At 62.8% G+C, this 26,687-nt stretch carries 23 protein-coding genes; 6 read left to right on the top strand and 17 right to left on the bottom strand.

Annotation, left to right across the window (positions count from 1 at the left end):
* The first annotated feature begins 9 nt into the window (after window positions 1-9).
* The 3 genes from FHR27_RS07230 to FHR27_RS07220 are packed head-to-tail and all read left to right on the top strand — an operon-like array spanning window position 10 to window position 2,277.
* Window positions 10-288, top strand: a complete 279-nt coding sequence (locus tag FHR27_RS07230; protein ID WP_373565145.1) for a PepSY domain-containing protein — start codon at window positions 10-12, stop codon at window positions 286-288.
* Between the two features lies 1 nt (window position 289).
* A complete protein-coding gene (locus tag FHR27_RS07225) occupies window positions 290-958 on the top strand; it encodes a response regulator transcription factor (RefSeq protein WP_042552622.1) in 669 nt (222 codons plus the stop codon).
* Window positions 955-2,277 carry a sensor histidine kinase gene (locus FHR27_RS07220; protein ID WP_179538177.1) on the top strand — a complete coding sequence of 441 codons (1,323 nt, stop codon included), beginning with the start codon at window positions 955-957 and terminating at the stop codon, window positions 2,275-2,277. Before FHR27_RS07225 ends, FHR27_RS07220 begins: the two co-directional genes overlap by 4 nt.
* A gap of 104 nt (window positions 2,278-2,381) precedes the next feature.
* Here the strand turns inward: FHR27_RS07220 and FHR27_RS07215 are convergent, their stop codons facing one another.
* Complete coding sequence (locus tag FHR27_RS07215) at window positions 2,382-2,978, bottom strand: NADPH-dependent FMN reductase (protein ID WP_042552624.1); 597 nt, start codon at window positions 2,976-2,978, stop codon at window positions 2,382-2,384.
* Between the two features lie 240 nt (window positions 2,979-3,218).
* Here FHR27_RS07215 and FHR27_RS07210 point away from each other — a divergent pair, with 240 nt between their 5' ends.
* The 3 genes from FHR27_RS07210 (at window position 3,219) to FHR27_RS07200 (ending at window position 7,500) form a co-directional block, all read left to right on the top strand.
* Entirely contained in the window at window positions 3,219-4,541 is a 1,323-nt protein-coding gene (locus tag FHR27_RS07210) for a Na+/H+ antiporter family protein (protein WP_179538176.1), read from the top strand.
* A 118-nt stretch (window positions 4,542-4,659) separates the two neighbouring features.
* Window positions 4,660-6,342 carry a methyl-accepting chemotaxis protein gene (locus FHR27_RS07205; protein ID WP_179538175.1) on the top strand — a complete coding sequence of 561 codons (1,683 nt, stop codon included), beginning with the start codon at window positions 4,660-4,662 and terminating at the stop codon, window positions 6,340-6,342.
* Window positions 6,343-6,435: 93 nt separating this feature from the next.
* A complete protein-coding gene (locus FHR27_RS07200) occupies window positions 6,436-7,500 on the top strand; it encodes an AI-2E family transporter (protein ID WP_042552627.1) in 1,065 nt (354 codons plus the stop codon).
* Between the two features lie 245 nt (window positions 7,501-7,745).
* On the opposite strand, the gene nuoN is transcribed toward FHR27_RS07200, so the two are convergent.
* From nuoN to FHR27_RS07120, 16 genes are all read right to left on the bottom strand, one after another.
* Window positions 7,746-9,230, bottom strand: a complete 1,485-nt coding sequence (gene nuoN / locus FHR27_RS07195) for an NADH-quinone oxidoreductase subunit NuoN (protein ID WP_042552628.1) — start codon at window positions 9,228-9,230, stop codon at window positions 7,746-7,748.
* 20 nt (window positions 9,231-9,250) lie between these two features.
* The gene (nuoM, locus tag FHR27_RS07190; protein ID WP_042552629.1) at window positions 9,251-10,780 is read right to left on the bottom strand and encodes an NADH-quinone oxidoreductase subunit M; all 1,530 of its coding nucleotides are present in this window, start codon (window positions 10,778-10,780) and stop codon (window positions 9,251-9,253) included.
* A gap of 41 nt (window positions 10,781-10,821) precedes the next feature.
* Window positions 10,822-12,669: an NADH-quinone oxidoreductase subunit L gene (nuoL, locus tag FHR27_RS07185; RefSeq protein WP_179538174.1), complete on the bottom strand. Its 1,848-nt coding sequence runs from the start codon at window positions 12,667-12,669 to the stop codon at window positions 10,822-10,824.
* A complete protein-coding gene (gene nuoK, locus FHR27_RS07180; protein WP_027905359.1) occupies window positions 12,666-12,974 on the bottom strand; it encodes an NADH-quinone oxidoreductase subunit NuoK in 309 nt (102 codons plus the stop codon). The genes nuoL and nuoK overlap by 4 nt, the downstream gene beginning before the upstream one ends.
* A complete protein-coding gene (nuoJ, locus tag FHR27_RS07175; RefSeq protein WP_042552631.1) occupies window positions 12,971-13,480 on the bottom strand; it encodes an NADH-quinone oxidoreductase subunit J in 510 nt (169 codons plus the stop codon). Before nuoJ ends, nuoK begins: the two co-directional genes overlap by 4 nt.
* Window positions 13,480-14,028, bottom strand: a complete 549-nt coding sequence (gene nuoI, locus FHR27_RS07170) for an NADH-quinone oxidoreductase subunit NuoI (protein ID WP_042552632.1) — start codon at window positions 14,026-14,028, stop codon at window positions 13,480-13,482. Before nuoI ends, nuoJ begins: the two co-directional genes overlap by 1 nt.
* A gap of 12 nt (window positions 14,029-14,040) precedes the next feature.
* Complete coding sequence (gene nuoH, locus FHR27_RS07165) at window positions 14,041-15,033, bottom strand: NADH-quinone oxidoreductase subunit NuoH (protein ID WP_042552633.1); 993 nt, start codon at window positions 15,031-15,033, stop codon at window positions 14,041-14,043.
* Window positions 15,030-17,759, bottom strand: coding sequence for an NADH-quinone oxidoreductase subunit NuoG (nuoG, locus tag FHR27_RS07160; protein ID WP_179538173.1), 2,730 nt, complete (start codon window positions 17,757-17,759; stop codon window positions 15,030-15,032). Before nuoG ends, nuoH begins: the two co-directional genes overlap by 4 nt.
* Window positions 17,760-17,865: 106 nt before the next feature.
* A complete protein-coding gene (nuoF, locus tag FHR27_RS07155; protein ID WP_042552635.1) occupies window positions 17,866-19,227 on the bottom strand; it encodes an NADH-quinone oxidoreductase subunit NuoF in 1,362 nt (453 codons plus the stop codon).
* Window positions 19,224-19,724 (bottom strand): NADH-quinone oxidoreductase subunit NuoE, encoded by a 501-nt coding sequence (gene nuoE, locus FHR27_RS07150; RefSeq protein ID WP_042552636.1) that lies wholly within the window; start codon window positions 19,722-19,724, stop codon window positions 19,224-19,226. Before nuoE ends, nuoF begins: the two co-directional genes overlap by 4 nt.
* Window positions 19,725-19,734: 10 nt before the next feature.
* Window positions 19,735-21,516, bottom strand: a complete 1,782-nt coding sequence (nuoC, locus tag FHR27_RS07145) for an NADH-quinone oxidoreductase subunit C/D (protein WP_042552637.1) — start codon at window positions 21,514-21,516, stop codon at window positions 19,735-19,737.
* A gap of 59 nt (window positions 21,517-21,575) precedes the next feature.
* Entirely contained in the window at window positions 21,576-22,253 is a 678-nt protein-coding gene (locus FHR27_RS07140; RefSeq protein WP_042552638.1) for a NuoB/complex I 20 kDa subunit family protein, read from the bottom strand.
* Between the two features lie 10 nt (window positions 22,254-22,263).
* Window positions 22,264-22,677 (bottom strand): NADH-quinone oxidoreductase subunit A, encoded by a 414-nt coding sequence (locus FHR27_RS07135; protein WP_042552639.1) that lies wholly within the window; start codon window positions 22,675-22,677, stop codon window positions 22,264-22,266.
* Between the two features lie 462 nt (window positions 22,678-23,139).
* The gene (locus FHR27_RS07130) at window positions 23,140-24,735 is read right to left on the bottom strand and encodes an isocitrate lyase (RefSeq protein ID WP_179538172.1); all 1,596 of its coding nucleotides are present in this window, start codon (window positions 24,733-24,735) and stop codon (window positions 23,140-23,142) included.
* Between the two features lie 475 nt (window positions 24,736-25,210).
* A complete protein-coding gene (locus FHR27_RS07125) occupies window positions 25,211-26,032 on the bottom strand; it encodes a secretin N-terminal domain-containing protein (RefSeq protein ID WP_082045726.1) in 822 nt (273 codons plus the stop codon).
* Entirely contained in the window at window positions 26,029-26,649 is a 621-nt protein-coding gene (locus FHR27_RS07120; RefSeq protein ID WP_042552641.1) for a DUF7931 domain-containing protein, read from the bottom strand. Before FHR27_RS07120 ends, FHR27_RS07125 begins: the two co-directional genes overlap by 4 nt.
* Between the last annotated feature and the right edge of the window lie 38 nt (window positions 26,650-26,687).

The raw sequence follows: 26,687 nt of genomic DNA, 5'->3' as shown, positions 1-26,687 counted from the left end.
ATTTCCATCATGCTGCTGGTGACGCTGACTTGCGCCGCCAGTGCGCGTGACCTCGATCAGGACGAGGCGCGGGATCTGCGCTTGAGCGGCGTGATCCTGCCGCTCGACCAGTTGATGCGTGAAGCGCTGGAGCGTTATCCCGGCGCGACCCTGCTCGAGGCCGAGCTGGAGGAAGAGGACGATGTCTTCGTTTACGAAGTGGAACTGCTGACCCGGGAGGGCGTGGTTCGCGAGTTGGAACTGGACGCCCACGACGGGCGGATACTGAAGGATGAGGTAGACGACTGACATGCGCCTGTTGCTGGTGGAAGACCATGTACCGCTCGCCGATGAGCTGATCGCTTCGCTGACCCGCCAGGGCTATGCGGTCGACTGGCTGGCCGATGGCCGCGATGCCGTCTATCAGGGGGCCAGCGAGCCCTATGACCTGATCATTCTCGACCTCGGCCTGCCTGGCAAGCCGGGGCTAGAGGTGCTGCAGGAATGGCGCAAGGGTGGCCTCGCCACCCCGGTGCTGGTGCTCACCGCTCGTGGCTCCTGGGCCGAGCGTATCGAAGGGCTGAAGGTCGGTGCCGACGATTATCTGACCAAGCCGTTTCACCCCGAAGAGCTGCAGTTGCGCATTCAGGCGCTGCTACGCCGTGCCCGCGGGCTGGCCAACCAGCCACAGTTGCAGGCTGCCGGCTTGCATCTGGATGAAGGCCGGCAGTGCGTCAGCCGTGGCGAGCAGGAGATCGAGCTGACCGCTGCGGAGTTTCGCCTGCTGCGCTACTTCATGCTGCACGCCGGGCAGATCCTCTCCAAGAGTCACCTGGCCGAGCACCTCTACGATGGTGAAACCGAGCGTGACTCCAACGTCATCGAGGTTCACGTCAATCACCTGCGCCGCAAGCTCGGCCGCGAAGTGATCGAAACCCGACGCGGCCAGGGCTACCGGTTCAGCGGTAGCGCCGCTTGAGGTCGATACAGCGGCGCCTGAGTCTCGGCCTGATCAGCGTCCTGCTGATCATCGGCCTGCTGCTGGCGCAGACCTGCCTGTGGCTGTTCGACAACAGCCTGCGGCGCTACATGCAGTCCGGCCTGGAGGAGGAGGCGCAATCGCTTCTCGTTGCACTGGTGCGAGGGCCCTCCGGCATCCAGCTGGATGAGTCGCGGCTCAGTGCGGCGTTCCAGCGCCCATACTCCGGCCTTTATTTTCGCATCGACTTCGCCGACAAGAGCTGGCGTTCACGTTCGCTGTGGGACAGCGAATTGCAGCCCAGCGATGTGGATGGCCTGCAGCCCGAGCTGCAGGATGGCCCCCAGGGGCAATTGCTGGTGACATTTCGCGGCGATTACCGGCGTTTTGGCCAGCAACTGAACATTTCAGTGGCTCGCGATTACACACCGGTTCTGGAAAGCTTCCGGCGCGTGCAGCGCATCGGCCTGGGCCTGGGCCTGGGCAGCCTGGCTTTGATCCTGTTGCTGCAACGGCTTGCCGTCAGCCGCGCACTGCGCCCGCTGGAGCAGACCCGGGTGCAGATCGCCCAACTCCAGCAAGGCCAGCGTTCGGAACTGGATGAGCGGGTACCCGAGGAACTCGAGCCCCTGGTCGAGCAGATCAACCATCTGCTGGCCCACACCGAAGAAACCCTGAAGCGTTCACGCAATGCCCTGGGCAACCTCGGGCATGCCCTGAAAACGCCGCTGGCGGTGCTGGTCAACCTGGCTTCGCGGGACGAACTGCGCGCCCATCCGGAGCTGCGCGACAACCTGATCGAACACCTGCAGCAGATCGAGCAGCGTATCGCCCGCGAGCTGGGCCGTGCCCGGCTGGCCGGAGAGGCCTTGCCCGGCGCGCATTTCGATTGCAGAGAAGAGTTGCCTGGGCTGTTCGCCACCCTGGGCATGATCCACGATAGCGGCCTGGACCTGAGCTGGCAGGCCTCGCCGCCGGACCTGCGTCTGCCACGGGACCGCGAAGATCTGCTGGAACTGCTCGGCAACCTGCTGGACAACGCCTGCAAGTGGGCAGACAGCCAGGTGCGCCTGCATATCGGGCGCACGGCCGACGCCTACGTGATGGATGTCGACGACGATGGCCCGGGGATCGACAGCGAGCGGCGCGAGGAGGTGCTCAGCCGCGGCATTCGTCTGGATGAGCAGACCGCCGGGCACGGCCTGGGGCTGGGCATCGTGCGTGATATCGTCGACGCCTGGGGCGGCACGATATCGTTGCACGACAGTGATCTGGGTGGGCTGCGGGTGAGAATCGAGTTGCCGCTGCGCGGCCGCTGATCGCTATTGCACTGAGCGTTGTGACCAGAGTTTTCCTCGGTCCCAACCCGGCTCATGGCCTGGTTGCAGTGCGAGGCATCGATCGACGAATACCTCGCTGTTGCTTACATGCCGTTGGTGAACGCCGGATCGCTCAGGTCGATATTGGCCCGTACCGGCTTCAGCGCTTCACCGTACTGGGCGAGGATGTCCAGAGCGTAGTCGATACGTGCACGAATGCGGCCGTCGTCTTCGCTGGCTGGCTGTTCGTCGTTGAGCACCTTGGTCACCTGACGGATGATCAGGTGTTCCGGCAGGTAGTTGACGCGGCAGTTCTTGTAGCTCGAGCTGCGCAGCTCGGCGATCGGGCTGCCGCCGCCAATGCCCGAAGAGACCCCCACCAGCAGACCCGGCTTGTGGGCCAGCTCGGCCTTGCTGGCGTAGATGAAGAAGTTCTTGATCGCCGGCCCGGCCATGCCGTTCCACTCGGGGGCGATCACCACCACCGCATCGGCGCTTTTCAGGCGCTGGCTGTAATCCGGCCAGGTGCCGTTGTCTTCGGCTGGCCACAAGGGCAGGGGGCCGGTGCCCAGATCGATGACCTGGCTCAGCTCGGCGCGGGTCTTGCCCAGTGCAATCAGACGCTGACGCAGAAAATGGGCAACCTTCGCGGATTGGCTGTCAGGGCGGCTTGAGCCGGCAACCAGAACGATATCGAGCATGTGCATCCTCCATGGGTAAAAGGCGTGAGGCTAACCTTCGCGACTGAAATCGCAAAGGACGTTTGTGCTATTTGCTTAGAACCGTTCTCGAATCGGCCGCATCGATCCAGCTGCAAGCGCACGCTCGGTTTTTTGACACCCAGGTCAGCTTCCGGCAGAGTGCGACGCTTTTTGTGGCCTGCCGCTCCTTGGCGGTCACCCAATGGGCCGTGGCTTGCGCGGCGATTCCAGGAGCCATCAATGAACGCAGTTATCGCCGCCGTCGGCATCATGCTGATCCTCAGCCTTTGCCGGGTCCACGTGGTGGTAGCGCTGATCGTCGGCGCGCTGGCTGGCGGAATGATCGGTGGTCTGGGCATCGAAGGCTCCCTTGCAGCATTCAACAAGGGCCTGGGCGGCGGCGCTACCGTGGCGCTTTCCTATGCTCTGTTGGGCGCCTTCGCCGTGGCCATCGCCAAATCCGGGCTGGCCCATGCCCTGGCCGACAAGGCGCTGGTGCTGGTCGGCCGTCAGGACGCACGCGGTGGTGGCAGCGGTTCGCTGAAGTGGATGCTGGTGGGACTACTGCTGGTGGTAGCGATCTCCTCGCAGAATATCCTGCCTATTCACATCGCCTTCATTCCGCTGCTAGTACCACCGCTGCTTTATGTCATCACTCGCCTGCAGCTCGATCGCCGGCTGATCGCCTGCGTGCTGACCTTCGGCCTGATCACTCCCTACATGTTCCTGCCGGTAGGCTTCGGCAACATCTTTCTCAACGAAATTCTGCTCGCCAACGTGGTGCGCAGTGGCGTGGACGTGACCGGTGTGAACGTCAGCCACGCCATGCTGATCCCGGCCATGGGCATGGTCACCGGCCTGTTGCTGGCGCTGTACAGTTATCGGCGCAAGCGCAGTTACGACCTGGCCCTGGTCGAGCGAACCGAACGTGTGGATGTCGCCTACAACCGCCGTAGCCTGGCCGTGGCAGGTATTGCGGTGGCCATCGCGTTCGGCGCACAGCTGTGGCTCGACTCGATGATCATCGGCGCGCTGCTCGGTTTCGTGGTGTTCTCCGCCTCGGGCATCGTGCGCTGGAAGGAAACCGACGACCTGTTCACCGAAGGCATGAAGATGATGGCGATGATCGGCTTCATCATGATCGCCGCCTCGGGTTTCGCCGAAGTGATGCGCGAGACGGGAGAGGTGAAAGGGCTGGTAGACGCCAGCGCCGAATGGATCGGCGACAGCAAGGGCCTGGGTGTGCTGATGATGCTGTTGGTCGGCCTGCTGGTGACCATGGGCATCGGCTCGTCGTTCTCCACGGTGCCGATCATTGCCGCGATCTTCGTGCCGCTGTGCGTGCAGTTGGGCTTCAGCCCGCTGGCCACGGTGTGCATCGTCGGCACTGCCGGCGCCATCGGCGATGCCGGTTCGCCTGCGTCGGACTCGACCCTCGGCCCGACGGCCGGCCTCAACGTCGACGGCCAGCACAACCATATCTGGGACACCGTGGTGCCCACTTTCCTGCACTACAACCTGCCGCTGCTGGTGTTCGGCTGGGTTGCGGCGATGGTGCTGTAAAGCCGCAGGCGCAATTTCCAGACGGCCACTGGCGAGCTTAAGGTTTCGCTGGGGCCTGCCGATGACCTGAGTAGAAGCCTTCTCCCCTTGGCTTCGCCTGGCCACAAGGAAAATAAAAATGCGCCTGACCTTGAAGTCCAAAGTCGTGCTGTTGGCACTGGTTCCGGTTCTGCTGTTCGCCCTGGTGCTCAGCGGCGCTGCCGCCAAGGTGCTGTACGGTCTGGCGGAGCAGGAGGTCACCGAGACCCGTGCTCGCCTGCTGGACGAGAAGCGCAACGAACTGAAGAACTACAGCTCGATCGCCATGGGCGCCGTACAGACGCTCTACGATGCCGCTGCCCAGGGGGATCTGGCCAGCCGAGCGCAGGCCATCGCCATCCTGTCGAAGATCAAGTACGGCCAGGATGGTTACTTCTTCGGGCATGACTCCAACGTGGTCCGGCTGTTCAGAAGCGACAGCCCCGTGGATGTCGGCAAGAGCCTCAACGATCGGCGTGACGTCAACGGCGTCTACGTCAACCGCGAGCTGGTGCGCGTCGCCAAGGACAACAGCAACTACGTCAACTATTCCTCGCCGCTGCCGGGCAACGAATCGATTCAGGTGCCCAAGCTCGCCTACAGCTATTACCTGCCGAAGTGGGACATGGCCCTGGGCACGGCGATCAATCTGGACGGTGTGGAGGCGCAGATCGCGACCGTTCGCGAGGGCATCGATCAGCGCGTGAGCACCATCATCACCAGCATTCTGGTAATCGCCGTGGTGTTGCTGGTGGTATTCGGCGTGATCGGGGCGATTCTCGCCAACACCTTCCTGCGCCCCCTGCAGCAGATCAAGGCCAATCTGGACGACATCGCGGCTGGCGACGGCGACCTGACCCGTCGCCTGCCGGTAACCAGCCGCGACGAGCTGGGCGAGCTGGCCGGCTCGTTCAACCGTTTCGTCGACAAGGTGCATGGCCTGGTACGGCAGATCGTCGACATGACCGGGCAACTGACCGAACTGGTCGGCCAGGTTGCCGCCCAGGCGCAACGTTCCGAACAGGCCATGGAGCGTCAGCGCCATGAGACGGATCAGGTTGCCACGGCGATCAACGAGATGTCCGCTGCTGCCCACGAGGTGGCGAAAAGCGCCCAGGGTGCGGCTGAGGCTGCCCAGCAGACCGATCGTGAAGGGCAGGCGGCCAAGCAGGTGGTCGACGGCAGCATCGCCCGCATCCACTCTCTGGTTGGCGACATTCGCGGCAGCGGCACCTCACTCGACAACCTGCAGAAGGACGTGCACTCCATCGTCAGCGTGCTCGACGTGATCCGCTCGATCGCCGAACAGACCAACCTGCTGGCCCTCAATGCGGCCATCGAGGCGGCGCGTGCGGGTGAGGCTGGCCGAGGTTTCGCCGTGGTCGCCGATGAGGTTCGGGCGCTGGCCAGCCGTACCCAGCAAAGCACCCAGGAGATTCAGGGCATGATCGACCGCCTGCAGAGCGGCACCCGCGATGCGGTCAACGCCATGCGCCAGTCCAGCGATGCCGGCGATATCACCAGCGAACAGGCCAACAAGGCCGGCACCTCGCTGGACGCCATCGCCGGGCTGATCGGCACCATCAACGCCATGAACGCGCAGATCGCCAGCGCCGCCGAAGAGCAGACCGCCGTCGCCGAAGAGATCAACCGCAGCGTGCATCAGATTGCCGGCGCAGTGGATAGCGTCGCCGACGAAACCCGCCAGGGCGCGCAGACCGCACGCAGCCTGGCACAGCTGGGGCAGGGCCTGGAGCAACTGGTACGCCAGTTCAGAATCTGAGTAACGTGGGCAGGGAGGCCCTTCTCGAGAAGTTTCTCGCACTTTGTTCGGACCACAGCACACTAACGGGCATACCCCTCCTGTGATCCGACCATGCCGACTACCTCCCTCGAAAAGAAAACCTTCATCCTGCTGCTCGTCCTGGTGACGATCGCTTTCATCTGGATCCTGCTGCCGTTCTACGGGGCGGTGTTCTGGGCGGTGGCGCTGGCGGTGGTGTTCGCCCCCCTGCAGCGGCGCATGGCCCGGCGCATTGGCGGGCGCGGCAACCTGTCGGCCTTGCTGACGCTGGTCATTTGCCTGTTGGTGGCGATTCTGCCGGTGATCTTCATCACCTCGGCGATGGTTGCCGAGGGCACCAGCATCTATCAGCGCATCGAATCGGGCGATCTGGATGTCGGCGCCTACGTCACCAGTACCAAGGAGATGCTCCCCGCGTTCATGCAGCAGCAGATCGATCGTATCGGTATGGGTAATCTGGACGGCCTGCGTGAGCAGATTTCCAGCGGCGCTGCGGCGGGCAGCCAGTACCTGGCGACCAAGGTGTTCTCCATTGGTCAGGGCACCATTCAGTTCGTGATCAGCTTTTTCATCATGCTCTATCTGCTGTTTTTCCTGCTGCGCGATGGCCAGGAACTGGTGCGGGATATCCGCATGGCAGTCCCGCTGGGCGACAACACCAAACGTCGCTTGCAGATCAAATTCACCCGAGTGGTTCGCGCTACGGTCAAAGGCAACATCGTGGTCGCTGCGGTACAGGGCGCCCTGGGTGGTCTGATCTTCTGGGTGCTGGGCATTCCCAGCCCACTGCTATGGGGCGTGCTGATGGCCTTCCTGTCGCTGCTGCCCGCCGCAGGCGCCGGCATCGTCTGGGCTCCGGTTGCCATTTACCTGTTCCTCAGCGGCAGCATCTGGCAGGCCGTGGTACTGACCCTGTTCGGCGTGCTGGTAATCGGCCTGGTGGACAACATCCTGCGTCCGATTCTGGTCGGCAAGGACACTCGCTTGCCCGATTACCTGATCCTGATCTCGACCCTGGGCGGCATGGCGCTGTTCGGTCTCAACGGCTTCGTTCTCGGCCCGCTGATAGCGGCATTGTTCGTCGCCAGCTGGAACCTGTTCAGCGCCGGTAAGAAGACCGTCAGATTGCCCGAATAAGAGTGCGCACAAACCAGAACGGCTGCCCAAGGGCAGCCGTTCTTCGTTATCAGGCAGAACCATCGTTCATCGGTAGCCTGGGTGAAGCCAAGCGAAACCCGGCGGCGGTAGCCGCGTGAGTGAGGGTACTCGTCTTCCTGCGCATCGCTTCGCTCAGCGGCAGGCTACGTGGTGTGCCCGGCCAGCTTTCGGATGCTGAATGAAAAATGGCTGCCCAGTGGCAGCCATTTTTCGTTGCAGTGCGATCAGAGCGCGGCGCTGAGGCCTGCCTGTTGCACCAGATCCAGCAGCGGCTGTGGGTAGACGCCGAGGATGAAGGCCAGAATGGTCACCAGAATCAGCATGATCCCACCGGCACGCTGGCCCCAGTTGAACTGGGCATCGTGGCGATGCAGATTGGGCTCGACCAGGAACAGCGTGACCATCACCCGCAGGTAGTAGAACACCGCGATGGCACTGCCCAGAATCAGCGCGCCGATCAGCCACCACAGTTGCGCCTGAACGCCTGCGGCAATCACGTAGAATTTGCCGATGAAGCCCGCGGTGAGCGGGATACCGGCCAGCGACAGCATCATCACCGTGAGTACCGCGGTCAGGTACGGACGGCGCCAGAACAGGCCGCGGTACTCGTACAGCGCGTCAGCGTCACGGCCATTGTAAGGCGTGGACATGAGCGTGATCACACCGAACGCGCCGAGGCTGGTGAGCACGTAGGTGGCCATGTATACACCGATGGCTTCCACGGCCAGGCCTTTGCTGGCGATCAGTGCCACCAGCAGATAACCGAAGTGGGCGATGGACGAATAACCGAGCAGACGCTTGAGGTTGTTCTGTACCAGAGCCAGCAGGTTGCCGAACAGGATCGAGGCGATGGCGATGACCGTCAGCAGGTCGTTCAGCCAGCCGCCGGCGGTGGCCGGAGAGAGCTGATAAAGACGCAGCAGCACGGCGAACACCGCCACCTTGCTGGCCGTGGCCAGGAACGCGGCGACAGGAGCCGGAGCACCTTCGTAGACGTCTGGCGTCCACAGGTGGAACGGCACCATGGACAGCTTGAACGCCAGGCCGATGAGCATCATGCCGATGCCGATCTGCACCAGTTGACTGCCGCTGGCACCGGCCAGACTGGCACCGATCTCGGCGAAGCTCAGGCTGCCGGCGTCGGCATACAGCAGCGCCATGCCGAACAGCAGGAAGGCACTGCCGGCTGCCGACAGCACCATGTACTTGATACCGGCTTCCAGGGAACGCTTGTTGAAGTAGGCGTAGGCGATCATCCCGTAGGTCGGTACCGAGAGCAGCTCCAGGCCGATGAACAGGCCTGCCAGGTGCTCGGTGCTGACCAGCACCAGGCCGCCGGCGGCGGAGAGCAGCAGCAGGAGATACATCTCCTCGCGGTTGCGCGGGTAGCCCTTGGTCTTGCCGTCGTCGACCGTCGCCTCGCCCAGGTAGGCGTGGGTCAGGGTCACGCAGGCCAGCGTCGCGATCAGTACCAGCGCCATGTAGTAACAGGCGAAAGTGTCGATCTGCATCAGCGGGGTGACCTGCAGCGGGGTGACGCCGATGGTCGGCAGCAGCGACAGCAGCGCCGCGTTGAGGCCGATCACCGAGAGCACGAAGGTCAGCGCGTGGCTGCGTTTCCAGGCGATGGCCAGCATCACCACGACCACGGTGGCGCAGGTGACCAGCAGCGGGAGCAGGGCGATCAGGTGTTGGGTGGTGAATTCCACAGCGTGATGTTCCATAACGTCTACTGGCCCGAAGCGAGTTGATTGAGGGCGCCGCTGAACCACTGCTGCACGCCTTGCATGCTGGCGGCGGAGGTGTCGAGCACCGGCTGCGGGTAAACGCCGAGCAGAATCAGCAGCACGGCCAGGCACAGCACCATGCTCAGTTCACGGAATTGCAGGCCTGGCAGTGGGCTGTCGTTCTTCACCGGGCCGAAATGCGCACGGTGGATCATGATCAGCGAGTACACCGAGCCCAGCACCAGACCGGTCGCCGCGATCACGGTGACCCAGGGTGCGGTCGGGAAGCTGCCGATCAGAATCAGGAACTCGCCAACGAAGTTGCCGGTGCCCGGCAGCCCCAGTGCGGCAGCGGCGAAGAACAGGCTCAACGCCGGCAGCCAGGACATGCGTGCCCAGATGCCACCCATCTCGCGCATGTCGCGGGTATGCAGGCGCTCGTACAGCTGACCGCAGAGGATGAACAGTGCAGCAGCCGACAGGCCGTGAGCCATCATCTGCACCACCGCGCCCTGCAGGGCGATCTGGCTGCCGGAGTAGATGGCGATCAGCACGAAGCCCATGTGCGACACGCTGGAGTAGGCCACCAGGCGCTTGATATCGGTCTGCGCGAAGGACAGCAATGCGCCGTAGATGATCGCGAACACGCCCAGGTACATGGCGATGGGCGCGAACTCGGCGGAAGCATTGGGGAACAGCGGCAACGCGAAACGCAGCAGGCCGTAGGCCGCAGTCTTCAGCAGGATACCGGCGAGGTCCACGGAACCGGCGGTCGGTGCCTGAGCGTGAGCGTCCGGCAGCCAGGAGTGGAAGGGCACCACCGGGAACTTCACCGCGAAGGCGATGAAGAAGCCGAGCATCAGCAGGTATTCGGTGCCTTCCGACAGTTCGGTCTTGAGCAGGTCCGCGTAGTTGAAGGTGAACACGCCGGTCTGGTTGAAGTGCACGAACACCAGGCCGAGGATCGCAACCAGCATCACCAGGCCGCTGGCCTGCGTGAAGATGAAGAACTTGGTGGCCGCGTTGATGCGGCTCTTGCCAGGGCTGCCGCTATGACCCCAGAGCGCGATGAGGAAATACATCGGCACCAGCATCATTTCCCAGAAGAAGAAGAACAGGAACAGGTCGATGGCCAGGAACACACCTACCACGCCGCCGAGAATCCACATCAGGTTGAGGTGGAAGAAGCCGACGCGGTTCTGGATCTCGTTCCACGAGCAGAGCACCGAGAGCACACCGAGCAGGCCGGTGAGGGTGACCATCAGTACCGACAGGCCATCCATCGCCAGGTGAATGCTGATGCCGAAGCGCTCGATCCAGCGCACCTGGAACTCGTGGGCCCAGCGTGGCTCGGCACCCGGCGCAGGCGCCAGGCTGAAGTCGCCGGTGCCCCACAGCCACAGGCCGAGGCCGAACAGCAGGGACATGGTCAGCAGCGCTATCCAGCGCGGCAGGGTTCCGCCGAAGCGCTCCGCCTGCCAGCACAACAGGCCGCCGATGAAGGGAATCAGGATTAGCCAAGGCAGAATCATGACGGGCGAGTTTCCTTAGAAAAAGTATTCGGGATCATCGGTCAGGCCAGCAACACAGCGGCGAGCACCAGCACGGCGCCCCCGGCGATGGAGATGGCGTACCAGCGCAGATGCCCGGTCTCGCTGCGGCTCAACACGCCATGACCGCCGCGCGCCAGGCGCGGCACGATGCCAATGGCACCGTCGATGGGGTCGCGGGCGAGCACGCGGCAGAGGAACAGGTAGGGCTGCACGAAAATCTTGTCGTAAAGCCAGTCGAAGCCCCAGGCGGCGAACCACCAGGCCGACAGGAAGCGACCCGGCGCGCTGCTGGCGACGGTATTCACGAAACTGCGCTTGCCGAGGAACAGCATGGCCGCCAGCAGGATGCCGGCCAGGGCGATGCAGCCCGAGACGATTTCCAGGCTGTGCTTGGCTTCGCCACCGGCATGGCCGGCGCTCTGCGGCAACACGCCAGCCAGTGGCGGGGTGATCCAGGCGCCGATGAAGGTCGACAGCACGATCAGCACCAGCAGCGGCAGGTTGTGGGCGATGCCATGACCGGCGTGGGCCTCGGTCTTCTGCTCGCCATGGAAGGCGATGAAGATCAGCCGGAAGGTGTAGATCGAAGTCATGAAGGCGCCCAGCAGGCCGGCGTAGAGCAGGCCGGAGTTACCGCTGGCGAAGGCTTCCCAGAGGATCTCGTCCTTGGAATAGAAGCCCACGGTGATCAGCGGCAGCGCTGCCAGGGCCGAGCCACCGACGATGAAGCTGGCGTAGGCCAGTGGCAGTTTCTTCCACAGACCGCCCATCTTGAAGATGTTCTGCTCGTGATGGCAGGCATGGATCACCGAACCGGAGGCCAGGAACAGCAGCGCCTTGAAGAACGCGTGGGTCATCAGGTGGAAGATCGCCGCGTCCCAGGCACCAACGCCCAGGGCCAGGAACATGTAGCCGATCTGGCTCATGGTCGAGTAGGCGAGGATGCGCTTGATGTCGGTCTGAACCAGGGCGGCGAAACCCGCCAGCACCAGGGTCACGCCACCGACGATGCCGACCAGCTGGAGAATTTCCGGGGTCAGCAGGAACAGGCCGTTGGTGCGGGCGATCAGGTAGACGCCCGCGGTGACCATGGTGGCGGCGTGGATCAGTGCCGAAACCGGAGTCGGACCGGCCATGGCGTCAGCCAGCCAGGTCTGCAGCGGCAACTGCGCGGATTTGCCGACCGCGCCGCCGAGCAGCATCAGGGTCGCCAGCCACAGCCAGGTATCGCCAGCCGCGTACTTCTGCGGGGCCAGCACCATCAGCTCCTGAATGTTCAGGGTGCCGAGGTTGAGGAACAGCAGGAACAGGCCAATCATCAGGAACACGTCACCGATGCGGGTGACGATGAAGGCCTTCAGCGCCGCGTTGCCGTTGGGCACGTGCTTGTAATAGAAGCCGATCAGCAGGTACGAGCACAGGCCTACGCCTTCCCACCCGAAGAACAGGGTCATCAGGTTGTCGCCCAGCACCAGCAGCAACATGCTGAAGATGAACAGGTTGGTGTAGGAGAGGAAGCGCGAATAACCCTCTTCACCACGCATGTACCAGCTGGCGAACATGTGGATCAGGAAGCCCACGCCGGTGACCACGCCGAGCATGGTCAGCGACAGGCCGTCCAGATACAGGGTGAAGCTCGGCGCCAGGCCATCGACGCTCATCCACTGCCACAGGGTCTGGGTGTACACCCCGCCTGCCGGTGGTGCGCTGTTGAACTGCCACATGATCCAGGCGGTGGTCAGTGCCGACAGGCCGACCGAGCCGACGCCGATCAGTGCCGCGCTGCCTTCGCTCAGGCGACCACGGGAGAAAGCCAGAATGAACCAGCCAATCAGGGGGAACAGTAACGTCAGGAATAGGAAGTTCATCCGCGCATCTCGCTGGCTGCGTCGATATCGAGGGTGTGGAAGCGGCGATACAGCTGCAGCAGGATCGCCAGGCCGATGCTCGCTTCGGCAGCCGCCAGGGCGATGACCAGAATGAACATGATCTGCCCGTCAGCCTGGCCCCAGCGCGCACCTGCCACGACGAAGGCCAGGGCTGCGGCGTTCATCATCACTTCCAGGCTCATCAGCACGAACAGGATGTTGCGGCGCACCATCAGGCCGACCAGGCCGAGACTGAACAGCACGCCGGCCAGCGCCAGGCCGTGCTCCATTGGAATACCGTTCATGGCGTAGCGTCCTTGATGTCATTGCGGCCCAGGTGATACGCGGCGACCAGCGCGGCAAGCAGCAGCATGGAAGCCAGCTCCACGGCCAGCAGATAAGGGCCGAACAGGTGAATGCCGACGGCTTTGGCATCGACCGTGGTATGGCCGATGGTGGCACCGCTCGGTACGGCGAACAGCACGTACAGCAATTGCCCCAGCAGCACGGCGGAAAGCAGCGCCGGACCAATCCAGATGCCTGGGCTGAGCCAGGTGCGTTCCTGCTCGACCGAGGCCGGGCCCAGGTTGAGCATCATCACCACGAACACGAACAGCACCATGATGGCGCCGGCGTAGACGATGATTTCCAGCGCGCCGGCGAACGGCGCACCCAGGCTGAAGAACACCATGGAAACGGCCAGCAGCGAGATGATCAGGTAGAGCAGGGCGTGCACCGGGTTCTTGCTGGTGATCACGCCCAGGGTCGAGGCAACCGCGACCCCGGCAGAGAAGTAGAAGGCGAATTCCATTATGGCAACAACCCTTTGACGTTGATCGGCTCGGCTTCATCCTGCGCGGCGCCCTTGGGCTTGCCGGCAATGGCCATGCCGGCCACGCGGTAGAAGTTGTAGTCCGGGTTCTTGCCAGGGCCGGAGATCAGCAGATCCTCTTTCTCGTAGACCAGATCCTGACGCTTGTACTCGCCCATCTCGAAATCCGGGGTGAGCTGGATCGCGGTGGTCGGACAGGCTTCCTCGCACAGGCCGCAGAAGATGCAGCGCGAGAAGTTGATGCGGAAGAAGTCCGGGTACCAGCGACCGTCCTCGGTTTCCGCCTTCTGCAGCGAGATGCAGCCCACCGGGCAGGCCACGGCGCACAGGTTGCAGGCCACGCAGCGCTCTTCGCCGTCGGGGTCGCGGGTCAGCACGATGCGCCCCCGGTAGCGTGGCGGCAGGTAAACCTGCTCTTCCGGGTATTGCAGGGTGTCGCGCTTGCGGAAGCCATGGCCGAAGACCATCACCAGGCTGCGCAACTGGGTCGCGGTACCGACCAGTACGTCCCATATGTATTTGAACATCGCTTTTTCTCCTTACTGGGCCGTGGCCAGCACAACGGCGCCGGTCACCAGCAGGTTGATCAGGGTCAGCGGCAGACAGAACTTCCAGCTGAAGGCCATGACCTGGTCATACCGTGGGCGCGGGATGGAGGCGCGCAGCAGGATGAAGATCATGATGAAGAAGCAGGTCTTGATCGCGAACCAGAAGAACGGGATCTGCGGCAGGATGCCGAACGGGCCGTGCCAGCCGCCGAAGAACAGGGTCACCAGCAGGGCGGAAATGGTCACGATGCCGATGTATTCACCGACGAAGAACATGCCCCATTTCATGCCGGCATACTCGATGTGGTAGCCGTCGGCCAGTTCCTGCTCCGCTTCAGGCTGGTCGAAGGGGTGACGGTGAGTCACGGCCACACCAGCGATGAAGAAGGTGCAGAAGCCGAAGAACTGCGGAATGATGAACCACAGGTTCTGCGCCTGGTAGTCGACGATATCGCGCATGTTGAACGAGCCGACCTGGGCGACGATGCCCATCAGCGCCAGGGCCAGGAACACTTCGTAGGAAATGGTCTGGGCCGACGCGCGCAGGCTGCCGAGCAGGGCGAACTTGTTGTTGCTCGACCAGCCGGCGAACAGTACGGCGTATACCGACAGACCCGCCATGGCGAAGAAGAACAGAATGCCGATGTTCAGGTTCGCCACGCCCCAGTTGGGCGTGATCGGGATGATCGCGAAGGCGATCAGCATCGCGCCCATGGCGATCACCGGGGCCAGGGTGAAGATCACCTTGTCGGCGAACGGTGGCGTCCAGTCTTCCTTGAAGAACATCTTCAGCATGTCCGCAGCGATCTGGAACATGCCGAACGGGCCGACCCGGTTGGGGCCGTAGCGATCCTGCCACCAGCCGAGCAGACGGCGCTCGACGAAGCTCAGCAGGGCGCCGGTGACCACCACCGCAAGCAGGATGACGATGGCCTTGAGCACTTCCTGAATGATGTCGAGCAACTGAGGTGTCAGCCAACTCATCGCGCGGCCTCCCCGATGTTGGTCACGGCCGCACCGGCGATGCCAGCAGGAATGCCTGCCAGGCCCGCTGGCAAGCCAACCAGGCCGACACCCAGCTCTTCACTGACGCGCAGCGGCAGGCGCAGGTTTTGGCCTTTTACGTTCAGCTGCAGCAGGGCGCCGTCGTTGACACCGAGGCGATCGGCCTCATCCTTGGCCAGGGCCACGTAGGCCTCAGGCGTGCGTTCGGCGATCGGCGCGGCGCGCGAGGACATTTCCTCGCTGCCGAACAGGTGGTGCAGCGGTACTGCCTGCCAGGTGCCCTGAGCCGGGTTGAAGGCCGTTGGCGCGCTGAACCAGCCCAGGTTTTCACCTTTGGCTTCGATCAGGCGCACGCCTGGGTCGCCTGCACGCAGATGACCGCCGACTTCGTCCTGGAACTTGTTCCAGGCCTGGGGCGAGTTCCAGCCTGGCGACCAGGCGAAGGGGATCTGCTGACGGTCTTCCTTGCTGCCCGAATAGCCTTCCATGGAGAACGCGAAAGCCGAGTCCTTGTCCTGGGGCTGACGCGGTTCGTGCACGCTGATGTTGGCGCGCATGGCGGTACGCCCGCTGTAGCGGTGCGGCTCACGAGCGAGCTTGAGGCCCTTGATGCGGAACGAGGCGCTTGGCGCGGCGTCACGGATACCGGCCAGCTCGGCACTGCTGGCCGCGCAGGCGGCGGTGACCTGATCCAGCTGCGTCCAGTCCACGCCACGGTTGTGCAGCGTGCTGTGCAGCGCGTGCAGCCAGCGCCAGCCTTCACGCACCAGGATGTTGGCGTCGTAGTAGGACGGATCGTAAACCTGGAAGAAGCGCTGCGCGCGACCTTCCTGGCTGACCAGGGTGCCGTCGCCTTCGGCGAAACTGGCGGCTGGCAGCAGCAGGTGCGCCTTGGCCGTGGTGGCGGTGCTCTGGTGATCGGCGACGATCACCACCTTGGCGGCTGCCAGGGCAGCGTCGACACGGGCAGCGTCAGCGCGGTGGTAGAGGTCGTTTTCCAGCACCACCAGTGCGTCGGCCTGGCCCGAGGTGAGCGCGTGCAGCGCGTCGTCCAGGCTGTTGCCGGCGAACTTGTCGCCCATCAGCAGGGCCAGGCCCATGCTGTTGGCTTCCGGCACCACCAGACTGATGGAGCCGGCCTTGTCGCGATTCTTCAGGGCGCTGGCGATGTTCGCCGCTGCTTCGATCAGGGCGCGATTGCCCAGCGAAGCACCGGAGACGATCAGCGGGCGCTTGGCGTTCAAGAGCGCGTCGGCGATGCGCTGCACCAGCTCGGCGGCTTCAGCTTCCAGACCTTCGACTGCCGGTGCGCTCGGGTCAATGGCGTGAGCCACGGCAAAACCGATACGCGCGAGGTCGTCCGGCGCGGCGTGTACGCACTGCTCGGCAACATCGTCGAGGCGCGTGGCGGTTACGCTGGCGATGAACAGTGGATTGAGCGCGTGCTGGGCGACGTTCTGCACCGCAGCCATGTGCCAGTCCTGGATCTTCGCACCGGCCGCGATCTCGGTGGCCTTGCCCTTGACCGACTGGCGCAGCGCCAGAGCGATACGGGCGGCGGTCTGGGTCAGGTCTTCACCGAGCACGAATACCGCGTCGTGGTCTTCGATATCGCGCAGGGTCGGCACCGGCAGCGGGCCGTTCTGCAGCACGTCACGGATCAGGCGGATATTGGCCTGCTCAGCCGCCGCGATACCGGAATAGAAGTTCTCGGCGCCGACCAGTTCGCGCAGGGCGAAGTTGCCCTCGAGGCTGGCACGCGGCGAGCCGATGCCGATCACCTTGCGGTTCTTCAGCAGGGCAGCGGCCTGATCGAGGGCGGCATCGAGGCCCATCTTCATCTTGCTGAGCACCATCAACGGCTGACGCGGACGGTCTTCACGGTTGACGTAGCCATAACCGAAACGGCCACGGTCGCAAAGGAAGTACCCGTTCACCGAGCCGTTGAAGCGGTTCTCGATGCGACGCACTTCGCCATAGCGCTCGCCCGGGCTGGTGTTGCAGCCGCTGGAGCAGCCATGGCAGATGCTCGGCGCGAACTGCATGTCCCACTTGCGGTTGTAACGCTCGGAGTGGGTCTTGTCGGTGAACACGCCGGTCGGGCAGACCTCGACCAGGTTGCCGGAGAACTCGCTTTCCAGGGTGCCGTCTTCGACACGCCCGAAATACACGTTGTCGTGAGCGCCGTAGACGCCCAGATCGGTACCGCCAGCGTAGTCCTTGTAGTAACGCACGCAGCGGTAGCAGGCGATGCAGCGGTTCATCTCGTGGGCGATGAACGGGCCGAGTTCCTGGTTCTGGTGAGTACGCTTGGTGAAGCGATAACGACGGGCGTTGTGGCCGGTCATCACCGTCATGTCCTGCAGGTGGCAGTGGCCGCCTTCCTCGCAGACCGGGCAGTCGTGCGGGTGGTTGGTCATCAGCCATTCGACGACGCTCTTGCGGAAGGCCACGGCCTCTTCGTCGTCGATGGAAATCCAGCTGTTGTCGGTCGCCGGCGTCATGCAGGACATGACCAGGCGGCCGCGCTTGTCGTTTTCGTCGGTGTACTGCTTCACCGCACACTGGCGGCAGGCGCCGACGCTGCCGAGCGCCGGGTGCCAGCAGAAGTAGGGGATATCGAGTCCGAGGGACAGACAGGCCTGCAGCAGGTTGTCCGCACCATCGACTTCGAGATCTTTGCCGTCTACGTGGATAGTGGCCATTTTCTTCAGTCTTCGTTTGCCCACCCGAAGGTGGACGGGCTAAGGGAATTCTTTGTCGTGACCCGGGCCGGACGGCGCAGCGCGCCCACATGTCCGGCCATCAGGCTCATACCGCGTGTGCCGCCACGGGCGGCTGGATCGCGTCGGTGATCACACCGGCGTCGAACTCCTCGCGGAAATACTTGATCGCGCTGCCCAGCGGCTCCACGGCACCCGGCGCGTGAGCGCAGAAGGTCTTGCCGGGGCCGAGGAAATTGACCAGGCCGAGCAGGGTGTCGATGTCCTCGCGGGTGCCTTGCTTGCGTTCCAGAGCGCGCAGGATCTTCACGCTCCACGGCAAACCGTCACGGCATGGCGTGCACCAGCCGCAGGATTCGCGAGCGAAGAACTCTTCCATGTTGCGCAGCAACGACACCATGTTCACGGTGTTGTCGATGGCCAGGGCCAGGCCGGTACCCATGCGGGTGCCGACCTTGGCGATGCCGGCGGCGTACATGGAAGCATCCAGATGTTCGGGAAGCAGGAAGCCGGTACCGGCGCCGCCTGGCTGCCAGGCCTTGAGCGTGTAACCGTCGCGCATGCCACCGGCGTAGTCTTCGAACAGTTCGCGGGCGCTGATGCCGAATGGCAGCTCCCAGATGCCCGGGTTCTTGACCTTGCCGGAGAAGCCCATCAGCTTGGTGCCGTGGTCTTCGCTGCCTTCGCGGGCCAGGGATTTGTACCAGTCGACGCCGTTGCCGATGATCGACGGCACGTTGCACAGCGTTTCGACGTTGTTGACGCAGGTCGGCTTGCCCCACACACCCACGGCGGCCGGGAAGGGCGGCTTGGCGCGCGGGTTGGCGCGACGGCCTTCCAGGGAGTTGATCAGTGCGGTTTCTTCACCGCAGATATAACGCCCGGCGCCGGTGTGTACGAACAGCTCGAAGTCGAAACCGCTGCCGAGAATGTTCTTGCCCAGCAGGCCGGCAGCCTTGGCTTCGTCGATTGCCCGGTTGAGGTTGGCGGCCGCGTCGACGTATTCGCCGCGCAGGAAGATGTAGCCACGATAGGCCTTCAGCGCCCGGGCGCTGATCAGCATGCCTTCCACCAGAAGGTGCGGCAGCTGTTCCATCAGCATGCGGTCTTTCCAGGTGTTGGGCTCCATCTCGTCCGCGTTGCACAGCAGGTAGCGGATGTTCAGGGATTCGTCGTTGGGCATCAGGCCCCACTTCACGCCCGTGGGGAAGCCGGCACCGCCACGGCCCTTGAGGCCGGAATCCTTGACCGTCTGCACGATGTCGGCCTGGGCCATTTCGGCCAGCGCCTTGCGGGCAGCGGCATAGCCGTTCTTCTGCTGGTATTCCTCCAGCCAGACCGGTTGCGCGTCATCGCGCAGGCGCCAGGTCAGCGGATGAGTCTCTTCGCTGCGGGCGATGCGGTTCGCCGGGCCGAAAGACGTCAGCAGGTTCGAGCTGCGACTGATCATTGGAAATTCTCCAGCAGTTGCGCCACGCCTTCGGGCTGAACGTCACCGAAGGTCTCGTCGTCGATCATCATCGCCGGCGCCTTGTCGCAATTGCCCAGGCAGCACACGGGCAGCAGGGTGAAGCGGCCGTCAGCGGTGGTTTGCCCAGGCACGATGCCCAGCTCGGACTTGATGCTGCCGAGAACGTTTTCATGGCCGCCGATGAAGCAGGTCATGCTGTCGCATACACGGATGATGTGGCGGCCGACGGGCTGGCGGAAAATCTGGCTATAGAAGGTGGCGACACCTTCCACGTCGCTGGCCGGGATCCCGAGGATCGCGCCGATGGCGTCGGCGGCGCCGTCCGGCACCCAGCCGCGTTCCTTCTGCACGATCTTCAGGGCTTCGATGGACGCCGCACGGGGGTCTTCGTAGTGGTGCATCTCGTGCTCGATGGCCGAGCGCTCGGTTTCGCTGAGGGCGAAACGGTCGGTCTGAATCAGGGCTGCATTGCTCATGGTGTTTTCCTCAGCGATCCACGTCGGCCATAACGAAGTCGATACTGCCCAGATACGCGATCAGGTCAGCGACCATGCTGCCGCGGATCACCGAAGGGATCTGCTGCAGGTGCGGGAAGCTCGGGGTACGGATCCGGGTGCGATAGCTCATGGTGCTGCCGTCGCTGGTCAGGTAGTAACTGTTGATCCCCTTGGTCGCTTCGATCATCTGGAAGCTTTCGTTGGCCGGCATGACCGGGCCCCAGGAAACCTGCAGGAAGTGGGTGATCAGCGTTTCGATGTGCTGCAGCGTGCGTTCCTTCGGCGGCGGCGTGGTCAGCGGGTGATCCGCCTTGTACGGGCCTTCCGGCATGTTGCGCATGCACTGGTCGATGATCTTGATGCTCTGACGCATCTCCTCGACACGCACCATGCAGCGGTCATAGGCATCGCCGTTGACGGCCAGCGGCACTTCGAACTCGAAGTTCTCGTAGCCGGAGTAGGGGCGTGCCTTGCGCAGGTCGAAGTCGCAACCGGTGGCGCGCAGGCCGGCCCCGGTGGTGCCCCATTCCAGCGCTTCCTTGGTGTTGTACTGAGCGACACCGATGGTCCGCGCCTTGAGGATGCTGTTGCGCAGCGCGGCCTTCTCGTATTCGTCGAGGCGCTTGGGCAGCCAGTCGACGAATTCCTTGACCAGTTTCTCCCAGCCGCGCGGCAGGTCGTGAGCGACACCGCCGATGCGGTACCAGGCCGGGTGCAGGCGGAAACCGGTGATGGCTTCGATCACCTTGTAGGCACGCTGGCGGTCGGTGAAGGTGAAGAACACCGGGGTCATCGCGCCGACGTCCTGGATATAGGTACCCAGGAACAGCAGGTGGCTGGTGATGCGGAAGAACTCGGCCATCATGATGCGGATGGTGTCGACCTTCTGCGGCACCTTGATGCCCGCGAGCTTCTCGACCGAGAGCACGTAAGGCAGGTTGTTCATCACCCCGCCGAGGTAGTCGATACGGTCGGTGTAGGGAATGAAGCTGTGCCAGCTCTGGCGTTCGGCCATTTTCTCGGCACCACGGTGGTGGTAACCGACCTCTGGCACGCAATCGACGATTTCTTCACCGTCGAGCTGCAGGATGATGCGGAACGCACCGTGCGCAGACGGGTGGTTGGGGCCGAGGTTGAGGAACATGTAGTCCTCGTTCTCGCTCTGGCGCTTCATGCCCCAGTCCTCGGGGTTGAAGCGTGCGGCTTCCTCCTCGAGCTGTTGCTTGGCCAGGGTCAGGCTGAACGGATCGAATTCGGTGGCGCGCGCCGGATAGTCCTTGCGCAGCGGGTGACCTTCCCAGGTCGGCGGCATCATGATCCGGGTCAGGTGCGGGTGACCGGTGAAATGGATGCCGTAGAGGTCCCACACTTCGCGCTCGTACCAGTTGGCGTTCGGCCAGATACCGGTCACCGAAGGCAGGTTGAGATCGCCCTCGCGCAGGGCCACCTTGATCATCACGTCGCTGTTACGCTCCAGCGACATGAGGTGGTAGAACACGGTGAAGTCAGCGTCCGGCAGGCCGCGACGCTGAGTGCGCAGGCGCTCGTCGACGCCGTGCAGGTCATACAGCATGACGTAGGGGCGCGATGCCTGGCGCAGGAAGCGCAGCACCTCGACGAGCTTGTCGCGGCCGACCCAGATGACCGGCATGCCGGTGCGGGTGGCCTGCAGCGTGAAGCTGTCGGCGCCAAAACGGGATTGAAGCTCAACGACGACGTCTTGGTCGTCCGCCTTGTACGGCGCAATGGACACGGTGGTGTCTGCAGTCATGGTCTCGATCGCTATCGGTCAACGGTGAGAGTGAATCCGGCCTTGCTGGAAAGCGGGACTCAGACTTCGTCAGGGGAACGCAGGTTGGTAACCGCAATACGCTGCTCGCGGCGCTGTTCTTTCTGGGAAGGCATCTCGGCGCGATAAACGCCTTGATCGCCAACGACCCAGGACAGCGGGCGGCGCTCCTGACCGATCGATTCCTGCAGCAGCATCAGCCCTTGCAGAAATGCCTCGGGACGGGGCGGGCAACCGGGTATGTAGACGTCGACGGGAAGGAACTTGTCGACACCCTGAACGACCGAGTAGATGTCGTACATGCCGCCGGAATTGGCGCACGAACCCATGGAGATGACCCACTTGGGCTCGAGCATCTGCTCATAGAGACGCTGGATGACGGGCGCCATCTTGATGAAGCAGGTGCCGGCGATGACCATGAAGTCCGCCTGGCGTGGGGATGCGCGGATTACCTCGGCACCGAAGCGCGCAACGTCGTGCGGCGCGGTGAAGGCGGTGGTCATTTCCACGTAGCAGCACGACAGGCCGAAATTGTACGGCCACAGGGAGTTCTTGCGACCCCAGTTCACCGCACCACTGAGAACATCCGAGAGTTTCCCCATGTAGATGTTCTTGTGCACTTCGTCTTCTAGACGCTGGTCGGAAACGACCTCCTGCTTGCCGATCGGGTATTGCTCGTTGGGAGCATCCGGATCGATCCGAGTAAGTTTGTATTGCATCGCCAAAGCCTCATTGTTTCAGCTTCGCTTGCCGAGACTTACGGCCCTCGGGTGCCCAATCGAGCGCACCGATACGCCAAAGGTAGACAAGACCTGCCAACAGAATGTTTATGAAAACGGCTGCTTCGATGAAGCCGGCCCAGCCGCTTTCGCGAACGGAGACGGCCCAGGCGAAGAGAAAGAGGGCTTCGACGTCGAAGATCACGAAGAGCATCGCGACCAGATAGAATTTTGCGGACAGACGCAGACGTGCGCTGCCAGTGGGAAGCATGCCCGATTCGAACGGCTCGTTCTTGCTGCGGCCCCATGCCTTGCTACCCAGCAGGCTGGATACGCCCATCATGAACGCACAGAGGCCAACGACCCCCAGCAGAAAAACGGCCAACGCCCAGTTGTGGGACAGGGAACTGCTTGCTTCCAACATGCCGGGACTCCTCAGGCAAGGAACGGCTTCACGCGTAATTAAAGTTATGGCAAGGCAACCACAGCCGCCTCGCATCTATTTGCATAATGTTATGCCTGTATTGGGTGTAAGTAAATTTTTCAGCGCAAAAAATTAATATTAAGTCGCTTGCCTGACATCGAGAAAAGAGCATTTGCCCTTTTAAATCAATGACCTATAAAAATGACATGGCTCTATGGTCGCCCCGCTTAAATGCATGTAGTGAATAATTAAACAGACTTCAATGGGAATATTTATCATTTGAGAATTTGTTCTTTTAAGCTTTTACTTGTCGCTTAGTTGTCCATCCATGGCGCACTTCAACACACAATGACCATTGAACTTTCTCGCCTATTAGTTACAGCAATAAAAAAACCCCGACATCGCTGCCGGGGCTCAAGGGTTACAGCGTGCGCCTGACGACGCGCACGTCTGTCAGTTCTGTCAGTGGAACTGGTTCATCGTGTTGTCCTTGCCGCCGGCCTTCAGTGCCGCTTCACCCGCAAAGTACTCCTTGTGGTTGTCGCCGATGTCCGAGCCAGCCATGTTCTGGTGCTTGACGCAGGCGATGCCCTGGCGGATCTCCTGACGCTGCACGCCCTTCACGTAGGCCAGCATGCCCTGGTCGGCGAAATAGCCCTTGGCGAGGTTGTCGGTGGACAGCGCCGCAGTGTGGTAGGTGGGCAGGGTGATCAGGTGGTGGAAGATACCGGCGTTGGCCGAACCATCGCGCTGGAAGGTGCGGATCTTCTCGTCGGCAACCTGAGCCAGCTCGGTCTCGTCGTACTCGACGCTCATCAGCTTGGCGCGGTCGTAGCCGGAAACATCCTTGCCGTCGGCGACGAACGCGTCGAATACCTGCTGACGGAAGCTCAGCGTCCAGTTGAACGACGGGCTGTTGTTGTAGACCAGCTTGGCATTGGGAACGACTTCGCGAACGCGATCGACCATGGCCTTGATCTGCCCGACGTGAGGCTTCTCGGTTTCGATCCAGATCATGTCGGCGCCGTTCTGCAGCGAGGTGATGCTGTCCAGTACGCAGCGATCTTCACCGGTGCCCTTGCGGAACTGGAACAGGTTGGACGGCAGGCGCTTGGGTCGCAGCAGCTTGCCTTCGCGGTTGATCACCACGTCGCCGTTCTTCAGTTCCGATGCACTGATTTCATCGCAGTCGAGGAACGAGTTGTACTGGTCACCCAGGTCGCCCGGCTCGCTGGTCACGGCGATCTGCTTGGTCAGGCCTGCCCCCAGGGAGTCGGTACGGGCGACGATCACGCCGTCGTCCACGCCCAGCTCGAGGAAGGCATAGCGCACGGCGTTGATCTTGGCCAGGAAGTCGACATGGGGAACGGTGACCTTGCCATCCTGGTGGCCGCACTGTTTCTCGTCGGACACCTGGTTCTCGATCTGGATGCAGCAGGCGCCTGCCTCGATCATTTTCTTGGCCAGCAGGTAAGTGGCCTCCGGGTTGCCGAAGCCGGCGTCGATGTCGGCGATGATCGGCACCACATGGGTTTCGAAATTGTCGATCTGCGCCTGAATTTCGCTCTGCTTGGCCTTGTCACCGGCGTCGCGGGCGGCGTCCAGGGCGCTGAACAGCAGGTCCAGCTCACGGGCGTCGGCCTGGCGCAGGAAGGTGTAGAGCTCCTCGATCAGCGCGGCGACCGCAGTCTTCTCGTGCATGGACTGATCGGGCAGCGGGCCGAAATCGGAACGCAGCGCGGCGATCATCCAGCCGGACAGGTAGAGGTAGCGTTTGTTGGTGGTCTTCAGGTGCTTCTTGATGGAAATCAGCTTCTGTTGGCCGATGAAACCGTGCCAGCAGCCGAGGGACTGGGTATAGACGGAGGAGTCGGCGTCGTACTCGGCCATGTCCTTGCGCATGATGGCTGCCGTGTACTTGGCGACGTCCAGGCCGGTCTTGAAGCGGTTCTGGGCGCGCATGCGTGCGACGGATTCCGGGTTGATGGCGCTCCAGCTGCTGCCAGCGGCTTCTTTCAGGGCGGCAACGGCTTTGATGTCGTTTTCGTAAGCTGACATGGTCAATCCTTCAAGTGTGTGTTTGGTCGAGCGCCGAACGTCGCGCGCAGTCAAGGCGCAGGGCTCGGAGCGAGCTCACCGCAGACGTTGAGAGGAAACCGGAATGAGGAGGACACTTGGGTCGGGTGGACGAAACGTATCGTTTGCCACTCGCCGGGTAGGCGAGCTGTTGTGCGTGCAGGCCCGTGGACGCCCTTGGCACTGTGCAATTCGATACGTGAAACGCTTCCCCGTCCCTCAGGACAACCTCGTTCCAGTCGCCATCTCGTCGAACTGCCTTGTGGGCTTAACAACACGAATCGATCTTGCGGTAAGCAAGAATACGACCCGGAGGCTCCGTTTCCAGAGCCCCTGATTAGCGGGAGCGAGGCCATCATGCGACCGACGAAAATGTTCGTCAATCGTTTTTGTAGTGTTTTTTTAGATCTACTACATAAGTCTTAGATCGACCGTATAGTCACGTTTTACGGGGCTTTCAGTCGATTACGTCGACCTTCACGCGCATGCTCATATCTTCACGGCCTTCGGTCGAGTAGCGCCGCAATACGCCGCTGCGGTCTGCCTGGCTTTGCTCGCTGCTGCCGCCAATGCTGATCCACTCGCCGATCCGGCCGCTGACCCGGGTATCGGCCTGCTGAATGTCGATCACGCCCGGCTGGTTCTGATTCAGCCGATCTCGATTGCTGCTGATATCCAGATGCACGACTTCGCCGGCCAGGCTGGCGGTGACGTAGAAGCCTTGGGTGACGTTGCGGTATTCGGTGTTGTTGGTGATCTGGCCGTAGGGGCCGCGGCTGCTGGTGGTCACCGGCACGCTCTGGCCGACCTGAATCAGCGCTGGATAGCCTTCGCTGGTCTGTACCTGCTGAGTGCCGCCGCCGCGGCTGTCGGTGCTGCGGCGGATGATGCGTGCCTGATCACGCCCCTGGATTTCACCGCGGCCGATATCCACCTGGCCGTTGCCGGCGCTGATGCTGCCATCGACGCTGTACCCCCGGTCATCGCGGTAGGCGGACTCACTGGTGTCGACGCTGATCAGCAGCCGCCGGGGCTGAGTATCGAGCTGGCCGAGCAGGGCGCGGACCTCTTCGATCTTGCCGGGTGACGCATTGACGATGAGCTGGTTGCCGTAGGCGCTGACGCGCCCCTCGTTGCCGAGGGCCGACTGCACCACGGGCAGCAGGTCGGCTGCGGTCCGGTAGTTGAGCGGGATGACTTCGGTGGCAGCCGACGCCGAGAGACTGAAAGCGAGCAGCGCTGCGCCGAGAAAGCGCCGTTTCAGCAGGAAACTCTTCATAGCAGAAAACTCCGCAAATCAGGATCGGTGATACTGGTATCCCAGGTTTGGTCGAACAGCCGCTGCAACTGGCGAACACGAGCGGGATCCTGGTATTTCGCATAGCCGGCAAATTGATCCGGCTCGGGGCGCACCAGCAGGCCCTGATCGTCAGCCAGCAGAAAAGCGCCCTCGGGGGCCGGGTAATCGGGATGGCAGCGGCGAATCTGCACGTGACTGGACAGCTTGCGCGACAAGGCGATCAGTCGATGCCCGTCACGAACTGCGCGACTGCTGTCACGCACCAGAATGCGTAGCCGGCTGTTGCGGTGGCTCAACAGAAACTGCGTGCACGCCTGTTGAATACTGCTGTGGTGGTAGAGCCAGGGCTCGAGATCGGGGCTGTAAAGGCACAGCGTGCGGCCGGCCTGTTGCATCAGTGCCAGTGCATGGCTACGGGCGTGGTCGGGCAAACTGAAGCGCTGTAGCGCCTGCTCGCTGCCCAGCACGAAGGGCGCCGGTTCCCAGGCTGCAGGCGATGGCAGCTGGCTGTCCGGGTTGTGCAAGGTGAAACGCCCGGGTGACTCGAACTCGATGGGTTCGAGTTCGGCATCATCGGGCGTGTGTTCATCGTTCATGCTGACCTCTGTGGCACCGGCGTAGCCACAGCTGATTC

Origin of the sequence: Pseudomonas flavescens (genome assembly GCF_013408425.1) — a bacterium.
GTDB classification, from domain to species: Bacteria; Pseudomonadota; Gammaproteobacteria; order Pseudomonadales; family Pseudomonadaceae; genus Aquipseudomonas; species Aquipseudomonas fulva_A.
Note: the sequence above shows the minus strand (reverse complement) of the source record. Positions and strands in the feature narration are given on the sequence as shown.

Coding starts and splice junctions, on each gene's coding strand:
- FHR27_RS07230 (WP_373565145.1), top strand. CDS start 10: ATGCTGCTGGTGACGCTGACTTGCGCCGCCAGTGCGCGTGACCTCGAT.
- FHR27_RS07225 (WP_042552622.1), top strand. CDS start 290: ATGCGCCTGTTGCTGGTGGAAGACCATGTACCGCTCGCCGATGAGCTG.
- FHR27_RS07215 (WP_042552624.1), bottom strand. CDS start 2,978: ATGCTCGATATCGTTCTGGTTGCCGGCTCAAGCCGCCCTGACAGCCAA.
- FHR27_RS07210 (WP_179538176.1), top strand. CDS start 3,219: ATGAACGCAGTTATCGCCGCCGTCGGCATCATGCTGATCCTCAGCCTT.
- FHR27_RS07205 (WP_179538175.1), top strand. CDS start 4,660: ATGCGCCTGACCTTGAAGTCCAAAGTCGTGCTGTTGGCACTGGTTCCG.
- FHR27_RS07200 (WP_042552627.1), top strand. CDS start 6,436: ATGCCGACTACCTCCCTCGAAAAGAAAACCTTCATCCTGCTGCTCGTC.
- nuoM (WP_042552629.1), bottom strand. CDS start 10,780: ATGATTCTGCCTTGGCTAATCCTGATTCCCTTCATCGGCGGCCTGTTG.
- nuoL (WP_179538174.1), bottom strand. CDS start 12,669: ATGAACTTCCTATTCCTGACGTTACTGTTCCCCCTGATTGGCTGGTTC.
- nuoK (WP_027905359.1), bottom strand. CDS start 12,974: ATGAACGGTATTCCAATGGAGCACGGCCTGGCGCTGGCCGGCGTGCTG.
- nuoJ (WP_042552631.1), bottom strand. CDS start 13,480: ATGGAATTCGCCTTCTACTTCTCTGCCGGGGTCGCGGTTGCCTCGACC.
- nuoI (WP_042552632.1), bottom strand. CDS start 14,028: ATGTTCAAATACATATGGGACGTACTGGTCGGTACCGCGACCCAGTTG.
- nuoH (WP_042552633.1), bottom strand. CDS start 15,033: ATGAGTTGGCTGACACCTCAGTTGCTCGACATCATTCAGGAAGTGCTC.
- nuoG (WP_179538173.1), bottom strand. CDS start 17,759: ATGGCCACTATCCACGTAGACGGCAAAGATCTCGAAGTCGATGGTGCG.
- nuoF (WP_042552635.1), bottom strand. CDS start 19,227: ATGATCAGTCGCAGCTCGAACCTGCTGACGTCTTTCGGCCCGGCGAAC.
- nuoE (WP_042552636.1), bottom strand. CDS start 19,724: ATGAGCAATGCAGCCCTGATTCAGACCGACCGTTTCGCCCTCAGCGAA.
- nuoC (WP_042552637.1), bottom strand. CDS start 21,516: ATGACTGCAGACACCACCGTGTCCATTGCGCCGTACAAGGCGGACGAC.
- FHR27_RS07140 (WP_042552638.1), bottom strand. CDS start 22,253: ATGCAATACAAACTTACTCGGATCGATCCGGATGCTCCCAACGAGCAA.
- FHR27_RS07135 (WP_042552639.1), bottom strand. CDS start 22,677: ATGTTGGAAGCAAGCAGTTCCCTGTCCCACAACTGGGCGTTGGCCGTT.
- FHR27_RS07130 (WP_179538172.1), bottom strand. CDS start 24,735: ATGTCAGCTTACGAAAACGACATCAAAGCCGTTGCCGCCCTGAAAGAA.
- FHR27_RS07125 (WP_082045726.1), bottom strand. CDS start 26,032: ATGAAGAGTTTCCTGCTGAAACGGCGCTTTCTCGGCGCAGCGCTGCTC.
- FHR27_RS07120 (WP_042552641.1), bottom strand. CDS start 26,649: ATGAACGATGAACACACGCCCGATGATGCCGAACTCGAACCCATCGAG.